Origin of the sequence: Streptomyces sp. SAI-135 (assembly GCF_029893805.1) — a bacterium.
Classification (GTDB): Bacteria; Actinomycetota; Actinomycetes; order Streptomycetales; family Streptomycetaceae; genus Streptomyces.
Genome location: NZ_JARXYP010000002.1, coordinates 8,962,972 through 8,986,298, shown reverse-complemented (window position 1 = coordinate 8,986,298; position 23,327 = coordinate 8,962,972). Strand labels below are relative to the sequence as shown.

Below are 23,327 nucleotides of genomic sequence, written 5' to 3'. Positions count from 1 at the left end.
CGTGGCCCAGCCTGTCCTGTCCCTCGGTGCCGCGCTGGTGACCGCGGCCGGCTGCGTCTGGTACCTCCCAGCCTTCGCCGATCTGCGCGCGAGGGCTGACCGGCCGTACTCCCGCCGCAGCGCGGCGGCGGCCTGCCTGACAGGCTGGACGACACTCGCGGTCGTCGCCGTGCTTCTGTTCTCGGGAGTGCCGTGGCAGGCCACGGGTGTCACGGCGGCGGCCGGCGCAACCGTCACGGCTGCTCTGCGGATCCGTGCCGCCGTGCAACACCGCCAGGAGGCACAGGAGACCGCCCAGCGCTGGGCCGCACTGGTCCCCGGTCGGCCCCAGCACAGCCGGAGCCGCGTCCCCTCCCGGTATGTCGTCGCCGCCCTCCTGGGCTGCGGTTTGGTCGCCGCCACGGTCACTGCCGCGGTCGTCCTGTCCGCCGCGTCCGAAGGCGGCCAAGGCTGGGTGCTGGCCGTTGCCCCGACCACCGCCGTCGGCCTGGCACTCGCCGTCGCGATCACGTATCCAGGCACGGCCCGCCGCCGCATCAAGAGCGGCCCTGCACGGCCACGACAGTGAGGTGTGCCACTCGGCCGCCAATGAGGCATTGCGAATGATCGATCCGTGAGGAAGCGACAGCGAGGTCGTCCGTCGGGAGGAAACAGCAGCGCACCGGATGGGAGGGCCGGCCCAGCACACGGACCTCACACAGGCGCCGGGGCGAGAGCGCCGCACAGGTCGGTCTCGCACTGCGCGGGCGCACCGTCAACTACCTTGGCTTAAGCGGACTTCTGCTGAACCGCCAGGTGCGCGGAGTGCCGGGCGGCCCCAGTGGCCAGGTCACCTGCACAGCAGCCGGCCGGTCGAGCTCTGCGCCGGGCCCAGCGTCCGGTCCCCAAGCCAGGAGAAGCAGTCTCGGTTGCCGGTCAGCCCAGCGAGGCGCTCGCTGCGCGCAATTCGTCCAGGGCCGTCAGGGTGTACGCGGCGAGCTCGTCCTTGCCGTCACGGTCGCTCTCGGACCATTGGGCGTATCCCCGTTTGAAGGCGAGGACGCCCAGCTCCCCCGCCAGAGCAGCGGTCGGATCGGGTGTGCCGCGGGCGATGAGAGCGCTCGTCATCGCGGCCGCGAGGCTGACGCTCTTGAGGGCGTCACGCTCCTGGAGCTCGGCGCTGGCAGCGACGGCCGCCTTCAGGCGAGGCGCGAGCTCACGGCTCATGGGGCCCATCGCGCTCGCCGCGCGCTCCAGACCCGCGGCGACCGCCTCGAGCGGGCTGGCGTCAGCGGGTGCGTCGGCGATTCCCTCGGTCAGCAGTCGGCTCAGCGTCTCCTGTCCGGCCACCAACAACTCTCGCTTGTCGGGGAAGTGCCGGAAGAAGGTGCTCTTGGTGACGCCTGCGCGCTCGGCGATCTGCGTGACCGTCGTGGCGTCGTACCCCTGCTCGGTGAACAGGTCGACGGCAGCCATGACGAGACGTTCGCGTGCGCCCGGTTCCCATCTGCCCATGGTCACCATTCTAGGTGATGGGACTCTTGTCCCATCACTGCGCTAGAGTGACGGGACAAGAGTCCCATCACTTCCGGGGAGTTTCCCATGCGCGTTTTCGTCACCGGCGGCACCGGCCTGATCGGTTCCGCCGTCGTCGCCGAACTGCTCGACAACGGCCACACCGTCCTCGCACTGACCCGCTCCGACGCATCCGCCCAGGCCGCGAGCGCGGCCGGTGCCGAGCCCCTCCGCGGAGCCCTCGCAGACCTGGACACCCTGCGCGCCGGCGCCGCCCAGGCCGACGGAGTGATCCACCTGGCGTTCGCCAACGACTTCAGCAGCCCCGAGGCCCTCGCCAGGTCGGTCGCGGAGGAGAGTGCCGCCCTCGCCGCCCTCGGCGAGGCGCTCGTCGGCAGCGACCGCCCCCTGGTCACCTGCTCGGGTACGCCCCACGTACCCGGCCGCGCCTCCACCGAGGCCGACCCGCTGATGACCGAAGGGCCGGTCGGCGGTCGCGGTCGTGCGGTCACGTCGGTCCTGGGCCTGTCCTCGCGTGGGGTCCGCAGCAGTGCCGTACGCCTGCCACGCACGGTGCACAACCAGGGCTCCGGTGGATTCGCCGGCCTGTTGACAGGCATCGCACGCCGAACCGGGGTGTCGGGTTACCCGGGCGACGGCACTCAGCGCTGGCCGGCCGTGCACGCCCTCGACGCAGCAGTTCTCTTCCGGCTCGCCCTGGAACAGGCCGAAGCGGGTACCTCCTGGCACGCCGTCGCCGACGAGGGGGACAAGGTCCGCGACATCGCCGCAGTCATCGGCCGACGGCTGGGCCTGCCGGTCGAGCCGATACCGACGGAGACCTTCGGCCCCCTCGGCCCGATCTTCGCGAGCGACCAGCCCTCCTCCAGCGCCCACACCCGGCAGGCACTCGGCTGGGAGCCCAAGCACCCCAGCCTTCTCGAGGACCTGGAGAACATCCAGCCCTGACCGGCAACCGGGACGATCGGCTGGGCCCCTGCAAAAGTCCTCCCCCGTTCCCGCCCCGTGGGCGTGCGGCCAGGTAGGGGCCGCACGCTCCGGTCGGCAGCGCCGGCACGATGAACTGCCCCTCCGTGTTCAGCAGTTGCCCTCGCGTCACACAGGAAGGTCTATCGGGCCAGAGCCCACCGCGAGAGCGACGACAGGAACCGCCACCGCCTGCTCTCGAAGCGAACCACACTCAGCCCAGTCCGCGATGAGCGGCCCACAACGTCCCCGCGCGGCCGGCCGCGTCGACGATCAGAGCCGCCAGCTCCGGTTCGTCGGGCACCGGGAACGAGACGTACGCGCCCCGACCACCGCCGACCGGACGGCCGTAGGCTTTCGCGGCGAGGCGACCGTCCGGGAGGAGCCGGATGTTGAGTGTGGTCAGTTGGAACTCTTCACCACGTCGAGTGTCCGTCCAGCGGAGCGCCTGCGGGATCGTGACGTTGATGGCCAGAGCACTCACTTCCAGGTCCCTGCTCATGGACGGATGATCTCACGCGCGCAGCGCATGGACATTGTGGTGTTCCAGCCGCGGGGTGTAACGCGCCAGCGAATACCGGGCGCTGTAGAGGGAGACACAACCCGTCAGATCGGATTTGCCTTGAACAACACCGACCCGGCCGCCGGATACCAGACCTACGACCATCCGCCAATGTCCGACCGCTCCACCCGTCACCAGACCACCGCAGGCAGAACAGCCCTTACCATCTGCACGATCGCCGACACCGCGGCCGGTCTGCTGGGGTTGTGGATCGTGCTCTGCCTGCTCGACGCCTGTATATGGACTACCTGCCGTCATTTATCTGCTGATCGGCCACGGCATTGCCGCGCGGATCAACCGAGCCTGATCTGACATGAACGTGGCTCTTCTGTGAAGCCTCGTGAAAGCCGAGCACCGTACCGGAACCACTGCAGAAAGTGCCCGAGATGGAAAGGCCAGCACAGTGACAGACCGTTCGAACGAGGTGGACGCCCCACCGATCTACGAGGACCTGGTGCGCGAGCGCGGAGACGTCGGGGCAGACGCCCAGGCGGCCGCCGAGCAGGCGCAGTACCAGGCGGCCCAGCTGCTGGGCGGCCACCCGCCGCACCAGCCGCAGGCCAACGGTGCGCTGTAGCAAGGGATCGCAAGATCGACTAGGTGATGCCCGCTTTCCGCCCGTGCGCGGGTCCCATGTGGGGGCGGGCAGTCCGCGGCCGGCCGCCGAGCGGTTGCGGAGCGGCACGAGCGCACCGCAAGCGCAACCGCAACCATGAAGCGCGCCGACCTCCGCATCGCCAATCGACGCCGGCCTTTCCTCGCGTCTGCCCCGCCCGAGGACAGCACGGCATGATCGGCGAAGGGGCGGGAACACGTGCCGAGCTGAATGCTGGACGCGGGTTGCGCCCCGCGCTAGGGAAGGAGTGGCGTGCCCGGTGTCCCTGGTCTCCTGCTGAGAAGGCTGACCGCCGTGTCGTGCCGGACCAAGCGGACGACACGAGCGGCCGTGCACCGAACCGTTGCTGCCCTCGGCGGGTCCGCTTCTCCCCTACGGTCAGACCCGCCCCACACTCCCAGCAGCCGTTTGCCCCAGGCGACCTACTGAAAACTGGCCGCACTGCGGGATTTTCCTGCCTGGGGGTACCGGGACCCGTGTGAACGCATGCGCCGGGCGAGGCAGGCGTGCCGTATCCGGTGCTCTTTCTCTGGCTGGCGGGAAGGAAGGGGCATGGACGATTTCGAGGTGGACCAGGTGGTCCAGCGGGCGCTGGACCGGTTGACTCTTCTGGCGGAGACCACCACCGCCATGACCAGCACGCTCGATTCCGATGCCGCGGTGCGGCGGGTGTGCCGGATCCTGGTGCCACAGCTGGCCGACTGGTGCGCGGTCGACCTGCTCGACGACACGGGCCGCCCCCGCAGGGTCAGCGTCGTGCACCGCAATCCCGACATCCTGCCGGTCGGCGGCCTGACCGGGCTACTGCCCGACATCCCGGAGGAGCCGGTCGGGCCGCTTGCACGCGCGCTCATCGGTGCCGGGCCTCTGCTGCTGACCCCAGACGACATCCCCAGCCCCGACAAGGCCGCCGACCCCCTGCACGCCCGCCAGCTCGAACTGTTCGACCAACTCGGCACCCACACCGCTGTGGTCGCCCCCGTACGCGCCCGCCGGCAAGTCCTCGGCGCCCTGACCATCGGCCGCTCCGCCGACCGCGCCCCCCTCACCGACGACGACCTCGCCATGGTGGAAGACCTGACCCACCGCATCGCTCTGGGCGTGGACAACGCCCGGCTGCACCGCGAGACCCAGCACATCGCCGAACGCCTCCAGCGCTCCCTCCTGCCCACGCTTCCCAAGACCGGCCCCCTGCAGATGGCCGCCCGCTACGCACCCGCCGCCGCCACCGCCGAAGTCGGCGGCGACTGGTACGACAGCTTCCCCCTGCCGAACGGCAGCACCACCATGATCATGGGCGACGTCACCGGCCACGACCTGCGCGCCGCCATCACCATGAGCCAGCTGCGCAACATGCTGCGCGGCATCGGCTGCGACCGCCAAGAACCCCCCGGGCACATCCTGCGCCGCCTCGACCTCGCACACGACATCCTGTATCCGCAGGCCACAGCCACATGCCTGTACGCCCTCCTGGACCAGGACGACGAAGGCTGGACGATCACCTACTCCAGCGCCGGCCACCCACCACCCCTGCTGGTGACCCACGAAGGTGACACCCACTACCTCCGAGGCGGCCGCGGTCTACTGCTCGGAGTCGACCCCACCCTCCCGCGCCACCACGCCACCGAGACACTGCCCTCCCGATCCACCCTGCTCATGTACACCGACGGCCTCATCGAACGCCGCGGCGAAGACCTCACCCACGGCATGACCCGCCTACGCCAACACGCTGCCGCCCTCGCCCGCGAAGACCTCGACACCTTCTGCGACGAACTCCTCGCCGGCATGGCCACCGACCACGCCGACGACATCGCCCTCCTCGTGGCACGAACCCCCACGACGCCACAGCGCCCCACGTGACGCCCGCACGCAGGTAGGCCCTCCACAGGTGCCGTATCAGCCGAAACCTTCCGTGTCCTCCATCCGGGCGGCCGGATCGGCGTCTCCGGCGTAGTCGCCGACGACGCCCTCCCCCACCCGCGGGACAGAGCGAGGCGACTACGTCTGCTGCATCGCGGCGCCTTCTCCTTCGCCGAATACGGCACGGGCCTCCGCCGAATACGGCACGGGCCTCCGCCGAATACGGCACGGGCCTCGAAGCCGCAGGATTCACAGACATCGAGATCACCCCTGCTTCTGCGGGTGGAGGCCGAGTGTGATGTGCGGCTCGAGCGCGTGCAGGAAGTCGGGTGCGTCGAAGATCTCGCCCGCGGAGACGGCGCCGACGGTCTTGGTGCGGCCGGTCAGGACGCGTTCAAGGGCCTCGGTGACGAGGGGCGCGGTGACGGCGTAGATGTCCTGGCCACCGGCCGTGGCCCGGCGTTCGGCTCCGCCGGAGCGGACGACGACGTCGACGAGGAAGGTCTGGGTCGAGCGCCCGCTCTCGTCGACGGCGGTCGGGGCGGGCGTGTGGGGATCGGCGACGTCTCGGGCCGCCTCGGCGGTCATGTAGGTGGTCACATCGGGGATGGAGAGGTGCTGGGGGACGGTGACGACGTCCGCCGTGGTGAATTCCCCGATCACCGGCCGGGCTCCCATCGGTTCCGGGAAGGTCCACTCCAGGATGGGCGCGGCATCGGTGCGGTGCTCCCACTGTCCGCCGCTGTAGCGCAGGCGGTGGTCGCCGCGTCGCTTGCGGGAGACCGCACCCGAGAGCCGGGTACCCGCGGTGGGGTGCCAGTTGCTGAGCGCGTAGGCGATGTGTGCCTCGTCGGCTTCGGTCCAGTCGCCCATCGCAGCGGTGGTCAGCAGGTCGCCGAGGCCGCCGAAGAAGGCCATGGCCGGAACCATCACCGCTTCCGCGTCCCGGGCCCGCTCGCGGTAGTGCGCGAAGGTGTCGAGGTTGGCCTCGAGCTCGGCGGCCACGTCCAGGTAGGGGATCTGCGCGCGGAGCGCGGCCTCGATCACCGGGCCGGTGGTCGAGGCGAAGGGGCCGGCACAGTTGATGACCGCCGCCGTTCCCGCCAGAGCCCGGTCCAGCGACGCCGGATCGTCGACGGACGCCACCCGGGCCTCCAACCCGTGCTCGTGGGCCAGCTCTTGCAACATCTGCGCGTTGCGCCCGGACAGCACCGGGACGAACCCGCGCGCGGCAAGCTCGGCGACCACGAACCGCCCGGTGTGACCGTAGGCGCCGAACACCGTGACCAGCTGACCTGACCCCATGAGACCGCTCCCGTGTAGCGCAACGCCCGCTGCGAGCTCGATCCGCCGCGGCTTGACATCGCCATCCTGTCCGTCGGCCGATGCTCCGTGCGAGTGTCGGAAACGACATGCTGCGTACAGTTTCGGACATGCCCACCGTTGCGCTGGCCGTCACCGACGGCATGCTCCACTACGAACTCTCCGTGGCTGTCGAGGTCTTCGGATCCGACCTGACCCATGTCGTGGACCCCTGGTACGAGTTCTCCCTCTGCGGGAGCGGTCCGGTGCGCATCGACCGTTTCCGCCTGGAACCTGATCACGGGCTCGACCACCTCGCCCAGGCGGACACAGTGATCGTCCCCGGCTGGGCCGACACCGACCTCGACCCGCCCGCCGAACTGGTCGAAGCGGTGCGCGCGGCCCATGCAGCCGGTGCCCGCGTGGCCTCACTGTGCACGGGGGCCTTCGTCCTGGGTGCGGCAGGGCTGCTCGACGGCAGGCGTGCCACCACACACTGGGCTCACACGCGGGAACTGGCCCGGCGCCATCCGTCAGCCGCCGTCGATCCGGACGTTCTCTACGTCGACAACGGCGACGTCCTCACCTCCGCGGGCAAGGCCGCCGCCATGGACCTGTGTCTGCACCTGGTCCGCCTCGACCACGGCTCGGCCAACGCCAACAAGATCGCCCGGCGCCTGGTCATCCCACCCCACCGCGACGGCGGCCAGGCCCAGTTCATCGCCACGCCCCTCCCCGCCCCGGGCAACCACCCCCTGGGTGAGCTCTTCCCCTGGGCACTGGAGCGGCTGGACCAGCCGCTGACGGTGGAGGACCTGGCCCGACAGGCCCGCATGAGCTCACGTCACCTCGGCCGTCACTTCAAGCACCTCACCGGCACCACGCCACTGCAATGGCTCCACACCCAGCGCATTCGCCGCGCCCAGGAACTGCTGGAGACCACCGACGCCACCGTGGACACCATCGCCGCGGCCACCGGAATGGGCACCGCCACTACCCTGCGCCGCCACTTCCACCGCAACGTCGGCGTCCCACCCGACACCTACCGCCGCACCTTCCGGCCCTGAAGAAGTAGTTCCAAAACCCCGGCAGCCTATCGAACAGTGCCCAGGCACAGTGCCGTCCGAAGCGGAGAACAGACACTCCCGAACTCGCCGACAATGCCAGACAAGGAGACGCGATACGCAAGGCCTTCATCGAGTGCTCATGGCCCTGTCCGCGCAACTGGCTGGACCACCCGTCGCCCGCGCCGAGCACACTCAGACCGCCGCTTGCTGCGTCCGCCACCACCATCGGTCCGTAGGTGGTACGCGCCATCAGCTGCTGAAAGCCCGTCAGCCATGGCGCTCCCTGCCAGCTCAGCCATCCACCAACTGATCACATCAACCGACCCTGGCCATCAGCGCTGCTGGCGATCAGGCCAGGACAAGCAGAGGGGACTGAGCGCGTGGTACCGAGGCCGCCACCGAGCCTTACCAAGCCCTCATCACCTGGGCGGCCATCACGTGATGACCCGACGGCTCCGACATCAGGACCGGCCGAAACGGCAGCGGTCATGAACCAGGCACTACGCCAGATCGGAACGAGCCGCATCCAGGAAGTCGTTGAGTTTCTCTTGGGCGAGGATGGTCTGCTCGAAGAGGTCGCTCGGCAACTGCAGCGCGCGAAGCTGGTTCCACTGACGACGATAGGACGGCATGGACATGGAAAGCGCTACGCGATCTGCCCAGTCCGGATCCCAGTAGTCGACTTGCCGACGCGCCATATGTGTCAGCACGCTGAACGCGTCCCAGGCCGCCGCCCTCACGGCCGGTGAGGAGCACTCGAGTTCCAGCAGGCCCAATGCACGTGTGTACTCGTTGTAATCGTCGAAGAGGGCGGTAGTCGCACGACGGCGCTCTTCCGCGTCGTTGTGGCCAGCGGCTCGGGCGGCTTCGCGACCGCCCCGGAATTCCATGACCGCATCCGAGAGGGCACGGGAGGCATGGACGAACTCTACGTACGCGTCTCGCCTGCGTTCTCTCTGCCACTGCGCATGCTGTCCACGAACTTGAGTTCTTCCCGCCACCGCGGCAGCTGCGATAGCTCCGCCTGCACCAACGACAGCGCCTAACAAGGCAGCTACCGCGCCGACAATCGCCACGCCCCCCACGCCCATGGCACGAGTGTGCGGGCAGTCATGACCTTTGCCCAGACCACGGCGGGAACGAACCGACCACGCTCCCGGGACCCCTACAGAGACGTCCGCCATGCAGAACGCCGCCACGAGGACCGGCTTCCCGAGCAATGTCAGATCGGCATCAGGCCACAGCTCTCACCTTGTTCCTGATCGTCGGCGGCTTCGTCAAGGCCAGCAGCGCAAACGCGGTATCACCGTCGATACGGACGTTGCACTGCTTGAAGAGCGCCATGGGCCGAGCTTCGTCTTCGGGACGAAGCGTTAGTCCCAGGTCCATGATGGGCTTGATGACCTGTGTCGTCCGAGAGCCGTCGGGGTCCGGCCCGTGCTGGGCCGCCCAGCTCTCGAACAGCCCACGGACCCCTTCCCATCCGGGTGCATCGGACGGCTTCAGCACAGGCGACCTGAAGAAGGCATGTCTGTCCGGCGTCGACTTCGGTGGGACAGCGACCCAGGCTGGACGCGCGGAAAGCGCTAAACGCATCTGTTCGTTCAACTCCGCTCGCCGAGCGCTGCTTCGAGGGTGGCGATGTGCTGCGCCTCAGCTTGTCGGCGGATAGCGGCGAGCCGCGGTCGACAACAGGTACGGGCAGGGCCCAGAGAAAGCCCCAGGCGCTGAAGGTGTCGATGACTCCGGTCTGGCGCAACACCGTGTTGGTCAGTAAACACAGGATGCCGCTGAGGACCCAGGCGGTCGTGCGATGTCGGCCCAGGATGCGTGCGGGGGCGTTCCACGGCGCGGACAGCGCCTTGAGGGTAGCGGCCCGCACGACGGCGTCGCGGTCCTCGATGTCCATACCCCTGGTCGCCGCTTCGTCGCCGTGCCGGAGATCCACGGCCAGGGCACGTGCCTGTGCTTCGGTGTCGCGGCCCACGACAGCGGCGGCCGCCGCTCTCATGCGCAAGTCGTCCCAGTAGCCGCTCCGCGCCCAGTGTTCTGCTGCCTCAAGCCGGTCGGCCTCGGCGGACTGTGGTGCGAGCTGCTTAAGTCGCTTGGACAAAGGGACGGCCCGCGCGGCCCGGCCCGGGTATTCGAAGGCGTCGGCACGGAGGCACAGTTCGGCGTAACCGGCCAGAAGCCCCAGGTGGTCGCCGTCGAGAACGAGTCCCGCCCGGAAGGCTTCCTCCGCGTGGTCGTCGTGCTCGTCGTCGTCCTCGGCGGCGTGCCCGAGGGCCAACCAGCAATACAGATCGGGGCCCGGGCCGAGCTCGTCCAGACCCGCCTGGGCGGTCCGCCTCACGGCTGCGTTTCCTCCAGCTACGAACAGCTTCTCGCAGCGCTGCTGGTACTCATCGATCGTCGTCACCCGGGTTCCCCCCACCGTTGCCACGCCCTTCTGACAGTGTGTGCACGTCTGCGGGCCGATCTTCGCAGGCCGCGACATCTGCGATGGATCAGCATGTAACTGCCGACTGTGCAGGCAGTGCTTGCGCGCCTCAACCACGACCTCGTCGCTGAATGTTTCGGTCCGCACGATCTCGGTGGGTGCCCGTTCGGCCCGCCGTACCCGCACACCCCAGCGAGCATTCGGCACGGGCGGGACATCCAGGGCCCACTCCCGCCTCCTGGTGCGCGCCCGCAGGTCCTCGATGCCGGCGTCCTCGGTCCGACTCGTGCCCAGTGCGGCAGGGAACTGCTGCCCCCTGGCCTTGGTCCCGCTGCGAAGGCTGACTCGATCGGGGGGAAAGGGATCGGCTCGTGTCACATCCCGTCCTCTCTGCGAACCTCGCGATGCTTCCGCATGGGCGACGGAGGAGTGGGCTCACGGGACGATGACGAGTCGTCCACGCAAGCCGCCCTTGGTCAAGCGTGTGTGGGCCGCGGCCGCGTCCGCGAGGGGGAAGGTCTTGGTGACGCGGACCAACAGGACGCCACGGTCGGCGAGTTGGGACAGTTCGGCGAGCTGGGCGCCGTCGGCGCGTACGTCCAGTGCGTCGACGCGGATGCCGCGCTCCGGGGCCGGTTCCTGTCCGGGCCATACGCCGATGTAGGTGCCGCCGTCGCGGAGCGGGGCGAGGGCCGTGTGCCCGAGTAGCGCGGCGTCGATGACGCCGTCGAAGGTGGCCGAGGGAAGGGGTTCGTCGCGGGGCAGGAAGTGGTCGGCGCCCCGGTCGCGCAGGAACTGCTCGTCACGGGCGGAGGCGAGAGCGGTGACCTTCAGCCCGCGGTGGTGTGCCAGTTCTACGGTGTGCGCGCCGACGCCACCCGCCGCACCCGTGACCAGCAGGCTCTGTTCGGGCTGGAGGGCGGCTATGTCCAGGGCCTTGGCAGCGGACAGCGCGTTGAGGGGCAGGGCCGCGGCGTGGGTGTCGTCGACGGTCTTCGGGGCCGGCGCGAGCGCGTCGGCGTCGAGGACGGCGTAGTCGGCGTGGGTGCCCAGCGGGGTGCGGTGGCCGGTGGCCAGGCCGATGACACGGTCGCCCGAGGACCAGGGCACACCGGGGCCGACACTCTCGACGGTGCCGGCGATGTCCCAGCCCAGCCCGACGCGCTCGCCCGCACTGCCGAAGACGCCGGCCCGCATGGCCGCGTCCACCGGGTTCAGCGCCGCTGCCGTCACCTTGATCAAGGCCTGTCCCGGGCCTGGGACAGGTACCGGAACCTTCGTGATCTCGACTGCCTCGGGGCCACCGAAGCGGGACACGGTCGCGGCACGCATGAGCATGCTGTTCCTCCTGTGGTGAGTGGATGCACAGGAGCGGCCGCCGGGACGAACAGGGCCCTGTGCCCGCTGGCCGGCCGAGCAGGGCGAGACGATCCGGCAGATCGTCGAGCGGGCCGGCGACAAATGGTCCGTGCTGGTGATCGGCACCTTGGAAAACGGCCCCGTGCGCTACACCGACCTGCAGCACTCCATCCCCGGCATCTCCCAGCGCATGCTCACCCACACCCTGCGCCAGCTGCGTCGCGACGGTTTGGTCACCCGCACTGCCTACCCCGAGGTGCCGCCGCGCGTCGAATACGCGCTGACCGGGCTGGGCACCACCCTGCTCGACGCGGTCACCGCCCTGATCGAATGGGCGGGCACCCACCACGACGAGATCACGCGCAACCGGGCTCACTACGACAACGAGGCCCCTGGCAGCTGATCACGATCCTCCTGGTGTCCTGATCGCGGGTGGGACAACCCAGCGGACAGGACACACGTGCGCGCCACCTGTTCCAACGTTGCACTGTCGCGTGTTTCGCGTCGGCCGGCCGACAGGAGCCAGTCGAACACGTTGAGCATCCGCGCACGTGCCTTTGAGTACGCGTACTCAGGAGACAGAGGCCGGCCGGCGGCGAGAGTGAGGACAGACCGAACAACGGGAGGAACACCATGAACAAGCTCCGCACCGCTGGCCGCCCCGCCTCCACATCCGCCTCGCGGCCCGTACGGGGGTGTGTCGCCGCCGCGTTGGCGAGCGCGGCCGCGCTCGTAACGCTCACCGGATGCGGTGGCTGGGAGTACAAGGAGAACATCTGCGGCGGCGGTGAATACCCGGTCCTGTCCGTGGGCTCGACAGGCCAGGCGTGTGTCCCGGACGGCAAGGAGCCCGACGCCGGATACTCGAGATACCCCGAGGGCAAGGTGCCGCAGGAAGTCGGGGACAAGTGGGACGTCTACTGGGACACCCACACGCTCGACGAGAACGGCAAGACCGTCAAGGTGCCGTCCGGAGGCTGACCGACCGGGGCTTTCTTGCTGGTCGCCGCATACGGGGCCGACAACCGACCGCGACACCGCCTACCAGGTGCCTGTCGGCCAGCCAGACGTCCTTGGACGTGGTGCTCAGGAAAGACTTGAGCGCGGAGTTGCTCCTGACGGTCGGTCACTGCCTTGCCGGAGTCGTACCGGCGGCCAGCCCTTGAGCTCGACTTGGATGGGTGTTGCGTCAGTTGGGCCGCGATTGCGTGTGGCGGCTCAGGACCGCAGCGTTCGCCCACCTCGCCTGCGCCGACGCACGCCAGGCCGGCAAGTCATCGGACGCAAGGCGGACTTCTGCCTGAGCTCTGGAAGATCGAAAATCTTACCCACCACGTCCGCGACCCCCACGTTTCGCGAGGACGAGCTCAAGAACCACCCCAGCCACTGCCCGTTCGGCCTGACCCTCGACACGAGATCCGCCCACAGGGGACATCAACAGGGCGGATCAGCAGCCGTTTGTTCGAGGGCTACTGGAACCGGCAGGCAGAACTCACCCCCCCTGTCCTGACCAGCAACGGCGCGCGGGGCGTGATGATCCACGCGGGCTTCATTCCATGTGGTCTCCCACCCACTCACGCAGCCGCGCCAAGGGTTCCGCGACGCTGTGACCGATTCCGTCAGCTCGGCACGGCCGCCGGGGCGATCCGCACCGACATCGGCGCTGCCCTGGAAGGCATCGCTTTCACCTCGGCGGGTGCTGAACGCCGAAAGCAAGCGGAGCGCCTGCTCGACCTCACCCTGGACGGCCTCACGGTCCGCCCGTGAGGCCGCGTGCGTGGGTCCACTCCACCACCGCAGGGCATCCAGCGGTCCATGCTTCACCGTTGTTGTCAGTGCAAGGTTGCGGTGCCTGAGCGGGAACAGGCGGGGTGATGTCCTCGTCGGCCCCAGCCCGCCGTCCCGCCAGGCATAACTCGCCGCGTCCGTCGTGCGAGGAGCACCGCGTCCCGCGCGATCACCGAACCTGTCCAGCTCCGCTCCCCCGCCTGCTTCGGGGTGCGCACTTCCGTGGGCGGCCGGCACCTCGACACTCGCCGCCACGGCCTGCGCCGTCACCCGCACCCGGACGGCGCCGTCGGTGGTGGTCCGGAGCGTCCTTGCGTTCCCTCCTTGCCATGGTGGCTGGGTGCTCGCGCTTCAGAGCGACTTGAGGACCCGGACGCGGTCGGCGATGGCGCGCCGAGCGACGTCGGAGGTGAAGGCGATGGCGTCGAACTCGTGCGGGGCGCCGGGGTGGAGGTGGAATTCGACCGGCACACCGGCGCGGCTGAGTTTGGTGGCGTAAGCGGTGTCCTCCTCGCGGAACAGGTCGAGCTGGCCGACCTCGATGTAGGCCGGCGGCAGGCCGGTCGCGTCATCGAGCCGGGCCGGGGCCGCCGTGGCGGGGACGTCGGGCCCGCCGGCGGCCTCGCCGAGCAGAGCCGGCCAGGCGGTGCGGCTGTCGTCGTAGGACCACAGCAGGTAGGGCGCGATGTGCGGGTCGAGGGCGGGGATGCGGTCGTCGAGCATCGGCATGATGAGGATCTGGCGGGCGATCCGCGGCCCGCCGCGCTCCCGCGCCAGGATCGACACGGCCGCCGCCAGGCCGCCGCCGGCGCTGTCGCCCATCACCGCGATCCGGTCCGTGTCGACGCCGAGTGTGGATGCGTGCTCTTCCAGCCAGCGCAGCGCCGTGTAGGCGTCTTCGAGCGGCGTCGGGAAGGGGTGCTCGGGTGCGCGGCGGTAGTCGACCGACAGCATCGGCACGCCGCTGGCGGAGACGTAGCGGGAGACGGGGCCGTCGAACAGGTCGATGTGGCCGAAGATGTATCCGCCGCCGTGGAAGAACACCACCGCCGGACCCGGTGTGGCGCCGTCTTTGACGTACCAGCGCATGGTGATCTGTGCGCCGTCGTCGGCGGTGGTGTGGTGCTCGCTGGTCTTGACGTCGGCCGGGATCGGCTGGGCGGTTCCGGCGGCGCCGATGATCGGCTCCCAGAGCGCGCGCCGCGCCGCGACGTCACCGACAGCCGGTGGCGTGGCGTCGGCCATCGCACCGGCCATCGGGGCCAGGGCTTGGGCGATTTCCGGGTCCAGGCTGAGGGTCATGGCTGGTGCCTTTCTCAAGTCGGGAGGGCTCAGGCGGTGGGCGGGACGACGATGGCCTTGCCGGACACTGCGCCTGCGGCGGCGCGGGCGTGCAGTGCGGGCAGTTCGGCCAGCGGCACCCGTTCGGCGACGGCGATGTGCAGTTCCCCGCGGTCGACCAGCGCCACCAGCTGCGCCAGCTGGTCGGCGTCGCTGCGGACGAACAGGTCGATGCCGCGCACGCCGCGGTCCTCGTCGCTGGGGGCGGGCATCCACACCGTGGTGTTCACCAGCACTCCACCGGAACGGATCAGGCCAGGGAGCGCGGCCAGCTGTGCCGGGTCGACCGGTGCGAGGTTGAGGACGACGTCGACCGGCTCGGTGACCGCCGCGGTCACCTCCGTGGCGGTGTGGTCGACGACCTCGTCGGCACCTGCCGTCCTGACCTGCTCGCTGGTGCGCGGGCTGGCCGTGGCGATCACGTGGGCGCCGGCGTTCTTGGCCAGTTGCACGGCATAGCCGCCGACCGCTCCGCCGGCGCCGTTGATCAGCACGCGCTGTCCGGCGGTCAGCTTGGCGTGGTCGAACAACGCCTGGTAGGCGGTCAGTGCCACCACGGGCAGTGCGGCTGCGTCGGCCAGCGGGACGCTCTTGGGTGCCGGGGCGAGGATCTCGGCGGGGGCGAGGACGTACTGCGCTGCGGCGCCGGGCTTGTCCATCGGCAGGAATCCGACGACCTGGTCACCGGCCGCGAGGCCGGTCACACCCTCGCCCAGGGCGTCGACCGTACCGGCCACGTCGATGCCTGGAGTGTGCGGCAGCTCGACCGGTATGGGGCCGCGCATGAAGCCGCCGCGGATGTTGCCATCAACGGAGTTGAACGACGTGGCGGCGACGCGGATGCGGACCTGACCGGCGCCGGGGACGGGCTGCTCCACGTCCTCGTAGCGCAGGACGCCGGGGTCGCCGTACTCGTGGAAACGCACTGCCTTCATTTCGGTTCTCACCTTCACTGGTTCCAATGTGCTTCGAATTCGAAGCACTGCTGCGACGGTACATCTGCTTCGAATTCGAAGCAAGTGCCGTCGGTCACTGTCGGTGCGAGCGCATCGCCGCGGCGAGTTCCGTGGCGGCTCGGTCGATGCGGGCGTGCAGCCGTCCCGCGTCGCTTCGGGCCGTGGGCCGCCAGTCGGCGGGGCCGGCGACGACGACCGTGGGCATGGGGTCGGCGTGCACGTCGGTCAGGCGCCTGCGTATGAGCTGCGCGAGGTCGGGCGGCCGCCACTGGGAGTGGCTGTTGAGCGCCAGCAGCACCGGCATGCCGGAGAGGACTCCGTCCCCGAGGACGGCGAAGAACGACTCGAACACCTCGCTCGGGGATCCGGCGAGCACCGGGGTCGCCACCACCAGCCCGTCGGCCGCCACGACCGCCGCGAGCGCCTCCCGCAGGTCGCGGCTGGCGCGGCCCTGGACGGCATGCGCGTGGAGGTCCGCCGCCAGCCGGTGCAGCTCCACCACCTCCACCTCGGCGCGCGCACCGCCGGCCGCGAGCGACCGGCACACAGCCTCCGCAACCCAGTCCGCGAGCCGGCGAGTGGGGCGCGGATGGCCGATACCGGCACTTACGACGGCCAGGGACACCGGACTCCACACGGCGGTGCTCATCCCGGCAGCGTGTGCACGGCTTCCTCCCTGCCACCGGACCGTGGTGCCGTCACCGGGGAGGACCGAGAACTGTGTTGCCGGACAGTTCCGCGGCTTCGGCGAGCAGCTGCGGGGAGATCTCGAAGCCTTCCGGGCGCGGCTCACGAAGGTCACGGCCCGCGTGGCGGAACATCTTCTCCAGCCCCCCGGGGGTCGAGATGAGCAGCAGATCCGCCTTCTCGGAGGTGATGCGGTAGCCGTGCGGGATGCGCCGGGGCAGGAAGACGACGCCGCCCTCCCGCAACTCGTGCTCCTCCTCGCCGGCCCACACCAGCGCCGAACCGGACAGGAGCAGGAAGACCTCGTCCTCGTTGTTGTGCACGTGGAACGGCGGCGCCTCCCCCTTGCTGACGTCGAAGCGGCCGACGGTCAGCTGCCCGCCGGTCGCCTCGGCGTCGAGCAGGACGCTGAAGACGCTCCCGCCGATCCACTCGAGCTGCTGGTGATCCTCACGTTGTGCGAGATGGGGGATGCTCATGGCCGATCCTCGGGGTCCGCGGGCGGCGGCGCCGTCCTCCTGTCCGCAACCCTGCGCTGCCCCGCTGCCCGTTCTCCATGTTCTGCGGTGCTCAGTCAGGCCCAACACTGCCCACGGCGTGGGCTCAGGAGGTCACGGCATCCGGCTGGAGATCCATACGTTCGCCCGGCGCAGCGCCCTGGATGACACCGGCGTCCGCGGAGAGTTCTGTGCAGGCTCCGCCTGTGGCGGCTGGAGGGACGGCCGGCCACACTCTTCGAATTCGAAGCAGTACACTCCGTTCATGCCTGATGCACCGCCATCCCTCGATCCCGTACAGCTCGGCGCCTACTTCGACCTCATCGAGGTGACCAGCCTGCTCCGGCACGCGGTCGAGCAGCAGCTGCGCGAGGCCGGTGATCTCAGCTATGTGCAGTTCCAGCTGCTGGCCCGCCTCGGAGACTCGCCGACCGGCAGCCACCGCATGACCGACCTGGCCGACGGCGTCGTCTACAGCCGCAGCGGCCTGACCTACCAGGTGGATCTGCTCGAAAAGAGGGGCCTGGTCGTGCGCGCTCCCTCACCGGAAGACGAGCGGAGCATCACCGTCACCCTCACCGACGCCGGACGTGAACTGCTTGCCAAGGTGCTGCCGGGTCACGTCGAGGTGGTCAGCGGCCTGCTGTTCGAGCCGCTGTCACGCGACGACGTCAAGGCCCTCGCCGCCCTGCTGGCGCCGGTACGCGAGCACATGCGCTCCACGCCACCGCGCTCGGCCGTGTCCCGCCGCCGTAAAGGCGGAGCATAGGGACTCGACAGGAGTGGGAGCCCCACAGACCGCAGCGGAACAGGACGCGGCGAGGTGCCGGGCCGGCCACGGCAGTCGCCGGTGCCCCGGCACGTGGCAGTGGGATCGAGGCGTCAGGCCGGTCGGCGGGCGTGGGCGTAGTGCGCCGGTGTCGTCCGGTAGTGCTTCTTGAAGGCACGGATGAAGTGGCTGCTGTCGGTGAAGTGCCAGCGCGCGGCGGCCTCGGAGACGCTGAGCGGTGAGCCAGGCGCGGTGAGTGCCGCGGCCGCTTCCTCCAGGCGCCGGCGGCGGATGTAGGAGCTGAACGACTCGTCCAGACTCGCGAACGCCCGCTGCAGCGTGCGGACCGAGACGTGCAGGTGCGCGGCGACCGCGGCCGGCGACAGGGCGGCGTCGGTGAGGCCGGCATCGGCAATATCCTTGGCCGCCTGCGCCAGCGCCGGCGTGAAAGTGGGCTCACAGTCGTCGAAGTGGTCCAGGACCAGCCCCTTGGCCAGTTCGAGCAGGGCGTTGCGGGACGCATGCGCGCCCGCCGCGCTGAGGCCGCCCACCACCCGCTGCACCATGCTGGTGTGTGCCATCAGGATCTGCGCCGCGGGCGAGTCGGCCCGACCGATGCGCGGCTTTCCGACGACCAGGTGCCGCAGGGCGTCGCCGGGGAAGATGAAGATGCGGGTGCCGATCTCGGGCGTGGTGTGGAAGTGGTTCTCCGTCACGACGTGGTGCGCGAAGTAGCTGCCGGCCGAGACGTACGCGTCACCGCCCTGATCATGCGGGTCCTTGAGGGCCACCGCGCCGCGCAGCCCGACGTACAGCCTGATCTCGTCGTGCTCTTGTCGCCCGACCGCGCGGGTGCTCAGCGGTGATGAGCCCCAGAGTTCGTTGACGGCAGTGTCCTTCAGGGTCACCGAGCGCATCGTTCCCTGGAAGCCCTCGATCGTGGAAGTGCTGAACTCCGGTAGCGGGTACAGGTCCCCCATGCGCGCGTTCCACGCGTCGACGAACGGCTCCCACGTTCCCCGGCCGATGCCGGTGGACTCGGCGTCGACGGTGAACGTGCCCGTCCTGTCGTCCGGACCGTGGAAACGCGGTCTGCCGCTCAAGTGCCCTCCGCGCCGCTGAAGATGTCGCCGGAATCCCATCTGGTGTCGCAAACGTACATGCTTTCTACGCGCGGCCGTTCCTACGCTTGGCAGCGCCTGAACGTCAACGATCTACCGCCTGCGGTGCGCGGGAGTGAGCTGCCCGGTGCTGCCCGGTCTGCACGCCGACGCCGCCTCTACCTGCGCAACCGCCGAGGAGACGACCGCGATTGATCCCCCAATGACGAGATGATCCCCAATGACGATCCGTCCCGTCGCTGACCGTGGCGAACCCGACGTGGCAAGCCCGGCGTTGGAGTGCACGGACAGCACCGGAAGAGAGCGCGGAGTGGAAGCGGCGGGACTGGCGGGCCGACTGGCCGCGGCACGAGCCGACGCCCTGGTGGGCAGGGAGCCGGAGCGGGCGCTGCTCGACCGGATGCTGTCGGGCGCGGCGGACGCTCCGCTCGTGGCCTACGTCCACGGCCCCGGCGGCATCGGCAAGTCCTCGCTGCTGCGCTACGCCGCCCGGCAGGCCGACCTCACCGGCCGTCGCGTGGTGCACGTGGACGGGCGGTTCCTCGACGCCGATCCGCGCCGGCTGGAGGAGGCCGCGGCCCCGGCGTGCACCGAGCCCGGCGCGGTGCTGCTCATCGACACCTTCGAGCAGTGTCAGCCCCTCGAGGCGTGGCTCCGCGAGACCTTCCTGCCGAGGCTCGCCGACCACGCGGTCGTGATCCTGGCCGGCAGGATCGCCCCCGACCCCGAATGGTCCCTGGACCCAGGGTGGGCGCAGCTGTTCACCGCGCTGGCCGTGCGGCCGCTGGACGCCGCCCAGTCACACGCCCTGCTCGCCGCCCGGGGTGTCCCTGCCGAACAGCGCGGCGCCTACGTCTCTTTCGCCGGAGGCAGCCCCCTCACCCTCTCACTGGCGGCCTCCGTGACCGCAGCCACACCAGGCGCACCGTGGGAACCGGCCGGTGACGTCCTGACGACCCTGGTCGAGAGGCTCGTGGGCGACCTGCCCAGCGCCGTCCACCGGCGGGCCCTCGAGGTGGTGGCCCAGGCCTACGTCACCCGCGAGCCCTTGCTGCGTGCGGTACTCGGTACTGAGGACAGCGGCACCGTGTTCTCCTGGCTGCGCCAACTGCCCTACATCGAAGCCACCCCCGAAGGACTGCACCCGCACGACGCGGTGCGCTCCACCCTGGCGGCCGACCTGCGCTGGCGGGACCCCGAGCGCTACGACGACGTACGCGTCCGCATCTCACTCGCCGGCCTGCAGGCCGTGCGCTCCGCCGCCGAGGACGACGCGCTGCTGCGGGTCGCGGAGTGGATGTTCCTCTTCCGCCACCAGGCCGGCCCGGACGTTCTGTACAACTACCGGACGCACCCTCACATCGAAGACACTCCGCTACGGCCCGACGACGTGCCCGGCGTGCTGCGCATGGCGGAGGAGGCGGAGGGCCCGGCATCGGCGGCCGCGGTCGCGCACTGGGTGCGCCGCCAGCCGGAGGCCTTCCGCGTCCACCGCTACGCAGGCTCCGCCGCGCCCGCTTCGTTCATGGCCGTCCTGCGGCTGGACGTGCCACTGCCGGAGGACCGCGCCGCGGATCCGGTGATCGCAGCAGTCTGGGACCTCGTGGAGGCGGCCGCTCCCCTGGGGCCCGGCGAGCACCTGGGCATCCGCCGCTTCGCGGTGCAACCAGGCGGGCACCAGCGGCCCTCGCCCCTGATGGAGCTCATCAGCCGACGCGCCATCGGCGAGGAGATGCGCACCCACGGACGCGCGGTGACCTTCACCGTCTTCGAAGACGCCGACCGGTGGGGGCGCTACCTCGCCGAGGCCGGAATGCCGCACCTCGCGGCCGTGGACGTCGGAGGGCGGCAGCAGCACGTCTTCGGCCGGGACTGGCGACGGCAGACAATGGAACAGTGGGTGCAACACCGGGCCCGTGCGGCGGTCACGCCGGTGACGACCTGGCCCGCCGCTGCCGCCACGCGTGGCCCAGGCGACCGGCCGACGCGCGCGGCGTTCACGGAAGGCGTGCTCGAGGCGCTGCGCACCTGGCACTCTCCCCGGGAATTCGCCACCAGCGGCCTTCTGCACTCCCACCTCGTACCGCAAGACTCATCCGACCGGGCCGCGGACCTGCGCTGCGCCCTCATCACCGCCCTCGATGCCATCCAGACCGACTCCGCGGGCGTCAAAGCCCACGAGGCGCTCACCGCCACCTATCTCACCGCCTCTCGCACCCACCGGGCCACCGCCCGGCGGCTCGGGGTGCCCTACGGCACCTACCGGCGCCACCTCGCCCTCGCCAAGGAACGCCTCATCGACCAACTGCTTCGGCAACCGCCCGTGTCGCACACGCCAGCGGAAGAGTGAGGCCCCTGCACCACCGCGGAAGACCGTCACCGGACGTGCTGCTCGGCGAAGATCTCCGGAACCTCCACCCCAACTCGGTTGATCCATCAGACTTGTCCCAATGGAGAGGGGACGGCGAGCGTGGCGAACAGCGCACTTCTGGTGATGGACGTCCAGCGGGACGTCGTGGCCATAGCCGATGACGGTTCCGGATATCTGCCGCGCTTGCGAAGAGCGATCGACGGTGCCCGGGCCGCAGGTATCACCGTGATCTACGTGGTGCTCGGGTTACGGCCGGGCGATCCAGAAGTCAGCCCACGCAACAAGGTGATGACAAACGCCGTGCGGGCAGGGCTGTTCACTGAGGGAGCCCCTGGCACCGAGATCCATGACGACGTCGCGCCCCAGCAGGGCGACGTCGTGGTCACGAAGAGGCGAGGCAGCGCGTTCTCGGGCAGCGACCTCGACCTGGTACTCAGGGCTCGCGATGTCGACAGCCTTGTTCTCACCGGGATCGCCACCAGCGCTGTGGTGCTGTCCACCCTGTGGCATGCCATCGACCTGGACTTCGGCCTCACCGTCCTGGCGGATGCCTGCCTCGACACCGACCCCGAGGTGCACCGGATGCTCACCGAGAAGCTGTTCCCGCAATGGGCAGATGTCCTCGCGGTCGATGACTGGGTCGCAGCCATCGCACCGCAGTAGCGGAAGGCCGCCCGGATCGTCGCGAGTGAGGCAAACCGACATCGCTCCGATAGGCCGGGGAAGTCAATGGCGTTCTGGGACTTCGTCCCACTGTGATGTGGGGGCCGACGGCGCGCCGGTGCGGACTCCGGCCGCGTGCTGACGCGCCCGCACGGTCGTGGAGTCGACCCAGATGTCCCAGTCGGTCCCACCCGCCGCGTCGGCAGCGGCCTGGACCTGCTGGAGCAGACGCTTCCACGTCACGTCGCCCGACCACAGCCGGTGGCGTTCACAGACGGTCTTCCACAGCGGCGATGTGGGTCTTTCCCACTCCGACCGAGCCGAAGAGGATGGCCGACTCACCAGCATGCAGCCAGCGCAGGGCATCCAGGTCACGGATGCGGGCGGTGGTCCCGCCGATCACCGAACCGGACCCGTCACCGCTCGTCTGCCCAGGCGACGCAAGGTGGGCCCTGCTCCGGCTGCCGGCGAAGGGCGCAGCCGTACAGCAGCGGCGGCAGCCCTCGACGCGCCCGTAGGAGCAGCGGTGGCCTGCGTAAAGTCCCTGCCGCCGCGCAGGGTCAGAGGGTGCCCTGTTCGCAGATGAGGCGGGCGATCTCGCGGAGCTTGATGTTCTTCTCCTGTGAGTAACGGCGCAGGACGTCGAACGCCTGCTCTTCGGTGAGGTGGCGGCTGCCCATGAGGATGCCCATGGCTTCACCGATGGTGTGGCGGGTGGCGACGGCCTGTTCCATCTGTGCGTGGGTGCGGGCGCTGGAGAAGGCGACGGCTGAATGGGAGGCCAGCAGCAGTGCGGCCGTCTCGCTGGTGGCGGTGAACACGCCTGGCTCGCGGGAGTAGAAGTTCAGCGCCCCCAAATCCTCCTCCTCGGTGAAGAGCAGAATGCCCATCATGCTGCCCACCCCGAGCTTGTGGGCCTGAGGGGCGTAGGCGGGCCAGCGTTGGTGCTCGGCGGTGAGGTCGGCGATGCGGAAGACCCGCTCACCGTAAGAGCTCCGGGCGGCATCGAAGCATGGGCCCTCCCCCAGCCGCTCCTGGAGCTGGTCGCTGTCGATGACCATCTGGTGAGTGGGGGCGAGCGTCTCGATGTTCTTGTCGCGCAGCACCAGGATGCCGGCCGCATCGCAGCCCTCGACCAGCTCGGTCGCCGCGCCGGTGATCCGCTCCAGGGTGGCAGTCACCGAATCCTGCGCCAGCAGATCCCGCGCCATGGACGCCATCTCCTGCGCGAACCTAGCCCAGTCCACCCTGCCTCCCTCTGTGGTCGGACCCCCGTCACGAGTCTCCTATCCAGCAGCTCGTCACGCAGCCACACCGTGACACCGTCGCCGGTGGGGCCGCGTCTGGCGACTGCAGATGACGCTGCCGCGCTCACCCCGCACGTCACCTGTGTGGGGGATGACAGACCCACGACGCGGCGAGACGCTCAACGGAAAGTCGAGAGCAT

At 69.9% G+C, this 23,327-nt stretch carries 24 protein-coding genes and 3 pseudogenes; 13 read left to right on the top strand and 14 right to left on the bottom strand.

Translation table 11 applies throughout. From position 1 onward, the window contains the following. Nucleotide 1: 1 nt before the first annotated feature. Nucleotides 2-568: a hypothetical protein gene (locus M2163_RS45190; protein WP_280897041.1), complete on the top strand. Its 567-nt coding sequence runs from the start codon at nt 2-4 to the stop codon at nt 566-568. Between the two features lie 347 nt (nt 569-915). Here M2163_RS45190 and M2163_RS45185 read toward each other — a convergent pair whose 3' ends face one another. Next, nucleotides 916-1,494 carry a TetR/AcrR family transcriptional regulator gene (locus tag M2163_RS45185; protein ID WP_280847029.1) on the bottom strand — a complete coding sequence of 193 codons (579 nt, stop codon included), beginning with the start codon at nt 1,492-1,494 and terminating at the stop codon, nt 916-918. Between the two features lie 87 nt (nt 1,495-1,581). Between M2163_RS45185 and M2163_RS45180 the strand changes: the two genes are divergently transcribed. Further along, a complete protein-coding gene (locus M2163_RS45180; protein WP_280847030.1) occupies nt 1,582-2,463 on the top strand; it encodes an SDR family oxidoreductase in 882 nt (293 codons plus the stop codon). Nucleotides 2,464-2,695: 232 nt separating this feature from the next. Here M2163_RS45180 and M2163_RS45175 read toward each other — a convergent pair whose 3' ends face one another. Then, nucleotides 2,696-2,983, bottom strand: a complete 288-nt coding sequence (locus M2163_RS45175; protein WP_280847031.1) for a hypothetical protein — start codon at nt 2,981-2,983, stop codon at nt 2,696-2,698. 171 nt (nt 2,984-3,154) lie between these two features. On the opposite strand from M2163_RS45175, the pseudogene M2163_RS45170 reads away from it, so the two are divergent. From M2163_RS45170 to M2163_RS45155, 4 genes and pseudogenes are all read left to right on the top strand, one after another. Next, a pseudogene (locus tag M2163_RS45170) lies at nt 3,155-3,350 on the top strand (hypothetical protein). Nucleotides 3,351-3,446: 96 nt separating this feature from the next. Beyond that, nucleotides 3,447-3,620 (top strand): hypothetical protein, encoded by a 174-nt coding sequence (locus tag M2163_RS45165; RefSeq protein ID WP_280897040.1) that lies wholly within the window; start codon nt 3,447-3,449, stop codon nt 3,618-3,620. 591 nt (nt 3,621-4,211) lie between these two features. Then, nucleotides 4,212-5,519: a GAF domain-containing SpoIIE family protein phosphatase gene (locus M2163_RS45160; protein ID WP_280897039.1), complete on the top strand. Its 1,308-nt coding sequence runs from the start codon at nt 4,212-4,214 to the stop codon at nt 5,517-5,519. A gap of 30 nt (nt 5,520-5,549) precedes the next feature. Then, nucleotides 5,550-5,818 (top strand): annotated as a pseudogene (locus M2163_RS45155) (hypothetical protein); the annotation flags it as partial. On the opposite strand, the gene M2163_RS45150 reads toward M2163_RS45155, so the two are convergent. Further along, nucleotides 5,784-6,824, bottom strand: a complete 1,041-nt coding sequence (locus M2163_RS45150) for a saccharopine dehydrogenase NADP-binding domain-containing protein (RefSeq protein WP_280897038.1) — start codon at nt 6,822-6,824, stop codon at nt 5,784-5,786. The pseudogene M2163_RS45155 and the gene M2163_RS45150 sit on opposite strands and share 35 nt — an antisense overlap. A gap of 128 nt (nt 6,825-6,952) precedes the next feature. Between M2163_RS45150 and M2163_RS45145 the strand changes: the two genes are divergently transcribed. Beyond that, nucleotides 6,953-7,888: a helix-turn-helix domain-containing protein gene (locus M2163_RS45145; RefSeq protein WP_280897037.1), complete on the top strand. Its 936-nt coding sequence runs from the start codon at nt 6,953-6,955 to the stop codon at nt 7,886-7,888. A 500-nt stretch (nt 7,889-8,388) separates the two neighbouring features. Here the strand turns inward: M2163_RS45145 and M2163_RS45140 are convergent, their stop codons facing one another. From M2163_RS45140 to M2163_RS45130, 3 genes are all read right to left on the bottom strand, one after another. Beyond that, nucleotides 8,389-8,778 carry a hypothetical protein gene (locus M2163_RS45140; RefSeq protein WP_280897036.1) on the bottom strand — a complete coding sequence of 130 codons (390 nt, stop codon included), beginning with the start codon at nt 8,776-8,778 and terminating at the stop codon, nt 8,389-8,391. 413 nt (nt 8,779-9,191) lie between these two features. Continuing rightward, nucleotides 9,192-10,535 carry a hypothetical protein gene (locus M2163_RS45135; protein WP_280897035.1) on the bottom strand — a complete coding sequence of 448 codons (1,344 nt, stop codon included), beginning with the start codon at nt 10,533-10,535 and terminating at the stop codon, nt 9,192-9,194. Between the two features lie 228 nt (nt 10,536-10,763). After that, on the bottom strand, nt 10,764-11,660 hold the full coding sequence (locus tag M2163_RS45130) for an NADP-dependent oxidoreductase (RefSeq protein WP_280897426.1): 897 nt from the start codon (nt 11,658-11,660) through the stop codon (nt 10,764-10,766). A 25-nt stretch (nt 11,661-11,685) separates the two neighbouring features. Between M2163_RS45130 and M2163_RS45125 the strand changes: the two genes are divergently transcribed. The 3 genes and pseudogenes from M2163_RS45125 to M2163_RS45115 form a co-directional block, all read left to right on the top strand. Further along, the gene (locus M2163_RS45125; RefSeq protein ID WP_280897034.1) at nt 11,686-12,090 is read left to right on the top strand and encodes a helix-turn-helix domain-containing protein; all 405 of its coding nucleotides are present in this window, start codon (nt 11,686-11,688) and stop codon (nt 12,088-12,090) included. A gap of 230 nt (nt 12,091-12,320) precedes the next feature. Next, nucleotides 12,321-12,668, top strand: a complete 348-nt coding sequence (locus M2163_RS45120; RefSeq protein WP_280897033.1) for a hypothetical protein — start codon at nt 12,321-12,323, stop codon at nt 12,666-12,668. Nucleotides 12,669-13,319: 651 nt separating this feature from the next. Then, nucleotides 13,320-13,454: pseudogene (locus tag M2163_RS45115) on the top strand (TetR/AcrR family transcriptional regulator); the annotation flags it as partial. 372 nt (nt 13,455-13,826) lie between these two features. On the opposite strand, the gene M2163_RS45110 reads toward M2163_RS45115, so the two are convergent. The 4 genes from M2163_RS45110 to M2163_RS45095 form a co-directional block, all read right to left on the bottom strand. Further along, nucleotides 13,827-14,777, bottom strand: a complete 951-nt coding sequence (locus M2163_RS45110) for an alpha/beta hydrolase (protein WP_280897032.1) — start codon at nt 14,775-14,777, stop codon at nt 13,827-13,829. A 29-nt stretch (nt 14,778-14,806) separates the two neighbouring features. Next, the gene (locus M2163_RS45105; RefSeq protein WP_280897030.1) at nt 14,807-15,751 is read right to left on the bottom strand and encodes an NADP-dependent oxidoreductase; all 945 of its coding nucleotides are present in this window, start codon (nt 15,749-15,751) and stop codon (nt 14,807-14,809) included. 94 nt (nt 15,752-15,845) lie between these two features. Then, on the bottom strand, nt 15,846-16,421 hold the full coding sequence (locus M2163_RS45100) for an NAD(P)H-dependent oxidoreductase (RefSeq protein WP_280897029.1): 576 nt from the start codon (nt 16,419-16,421) through the stop codon (nt 15,846-15,848). Between the two features lie 49 nt (nt 16,422-16,470). Next, nucleotides 16,471-16,938: a cupin domain-containing protein gene (locus M2163_RS45095; protein ID WP_280897028.1), complete on the bottom strand. Its 468-nt coding sequence runs from the start codon at nt 16,936-16,938 to the stop codon at nt 16,471-16,473. Nucleotides 16,939-17,221: 283 nt separating this feature from the next. Between M2163_RS45095 and M2163_RS45090 the strand changes: the two genes are divergently transcribed. Then, on the top strand, nt 17,222-17,725 hold the full coding sequence (locus M2163_RS45090; protein ID WP_280847043.1) for a MarR family transcriptional regulator: 504 nt from the start codon (nt 17,222-17,224) through the stop codon (nt 17,723-17,725). Nucleotides 17,726-17,838: 113 nt separating this feature from the next. On the opposite strand, the gene M2163_RS45085 is transcribed toward M2163_RS45090, so the two are convergent. After that, the gene (locus M2163_RS45085) at nt 17,839-18,828 is read right to left on the bottom strand and encodes an AraC family transcriptional regulator (RefSeq protein WP_280897027.1); all 990 of its coding nucleotides are present in this window, start codon (nt 18,826-18,828) and stop codon (nt 17,839-17,841) included. A gap of 328 nt (nt 18,829-19,156) precedes the next feature. Between M2163_RS45085 and M2163_RS45080 the strand changes: the two genes are divergently transcribed. Together M2163_RS45080 and M2163_RS45075 are read left to right on the top strand one after the other, a co-directional pair. Continuing rightward, the gene (locus tag M2163_RS45080) at nt 19,157-21,196 is read left to right on the top strand and encodes an ATP-binding protein (RefSeq protein WP_280897026.1); all 2,040 of its coding nucleotides are present in this window, start codon (nt 19,157-19,159) and stop codon (nt 21,194-21,196) included. 120 nt (nt 21,197-21,316) lie between these two features. Further along, a complete protein-coding gene (locus M2163_RS45075; protein ID WP_280897025.1) occupies nt 21,317-21,880 on the top strand; it encodes a cysteine hydrolase in 564 nt (187 codons plus the stop codon). Between the two features lie 63 nt (nt 21,881-21,943). Here M2163_RS45075 and M2163_RS45070 read toward each other — a convergent pair whose 3' ends face one another. The 3 genes from M2163_RS45070 to M2163_RS45060 form a co-directional block, all read right to left on the bottom strand. After that, nucleotides 21,944-22,123 (bottom strand): hypothetical protein, encoded by a 180-nt coding sequence (locus M2163_RS45070; protein WP_280854321.1) that lies wholly within the window; start codon nt 22,121-22,123, stop codon nt 21,944-21,946. Between the two features lie 25 nt (nt 22,124-22,148). Continuing rightward, entirely contained in the window at nt 22,149-22,283 is a 135-nt protein-coding gene (locus tag M2163_RS45065; protein ID WP_280897024.1) for a hypothetical protein, read from the bottom strand. Nucleotides 22,284-22,440: 157 nt separating this feature from the next. After that, the gene (locus tag M2163_RS45060) at nt 22,441-23,127 is read right to left on the bottom strand and encodes a GAF and ANTAR domain-containing protein (RefSeq protein WP_280847047.1); all 687 of its coding nucleotides are present in this window, start codon (nt 23,125-23,127) and stop codon (nt 22,441-22,443) included. Nucleotides 23,128-23,327 lie beyond the last annotated feature (200 nt).

Bases quoted from the DNA above. Each gene is read 5' to 3' on its own strand.
- M2163_RS45185 (WP_280847029.1), bottom strand. From the start codon at position 1,494: ATGGGCAGATGGGAACCGGGCGCACGCGAACGTCTCGTCATGGCTGCC.
- M2163_RS45180 (WP_280847030.1), top strand. From the start codon at position 1,582: ATGCGCGTTTTCGTCACCGGCGGCACCGGCCTGATCGGTTCCGCCGTC.
- M2163_RS45175 (WP_280847031.1), bottom strand. From the start codon at position 2,983: ATGAGCAGGGACCTGGAAGTGAGTGCTCTGGCCATCAACGTCACGATC.
- M2163_RS45160 (WP_280897039.1), top strand. From the start codon at position 4,212: ATGGACGATTTCGAGGTGGACCAGGTGGTCCAGCGGGCGCTGGACCGG.
- M2163_RS45150 (WP_280897038.1), bottom strand. From the start codon at position 6,824: ATGGGGTCAGGTCAGCTGGTCACGGTGTTCGGCGCCTACGGTCACACC.
- M2163_RS45145 (WP_280897037.1), top strand. From the start codon at position 6,953: ATGCCCACCGTTGCGCTGGCCGTCACCGACGGCATGCTCCACTACGAA.
- M2163_RS45140 (WP_280897036.1), bottom strand. From the start codon at position 8,778: ATGGAATTCCGGGGCGGTCGCGAAGCCGCCCGAGCCGCTGGCCACAAC.
- M2163_RS45130 (WP_280897426.1), bottom strand. From the start codon at position 11,660: ATGCGTGCCGCGACCGTGTCCCGCTTCGGTGGCCCCGAGGCAGTCGAG.
- M2163_RS45120 (WP_280897033.1), top strand. From the start codon at position 12,321: ATGAACAAGCTCCGCACCGCTGGCCGCCCCGCCTCCACATCCGCCTCG.
- M2163_RS45110 (WP_280897032.1), bottom strand. From the start codon at position 14,777: ATGACCCTCAGCCTGGACCCGGAAATCGCCCAAGCCCTGGCCCCGATG.
- M2163_RS45105 (WP_280897030.1), bottom strand. From the start codon at position 15,751: ATGAAGGCAGTGCGTTTCCACGAGTACGGCGACCCCGGCGTCCTGCGC.
- M2163_RS45100 (WP_280897029.1), bottom strand. From the start codon at position 16,421: ATGAGCACCGCCGTGTGGAGTCCGGTGTCCCTGGCCGTCGTAAGTGCC.
- M2163_RS45095 (WP_280897028.1), bottom strand. From the start codon at position 16,938: ATGAGCATCCCCCATCTCGCACAACGTGAGGATCACCAGCAGCTCGAG.
- M2163_RS45090 (WP_280847043.1), top strand. From the start codon at position 17,222: ATGCCTGATGCACCGCCATCCCTCGATCCCGTACAGCTCGGCGCCTAC.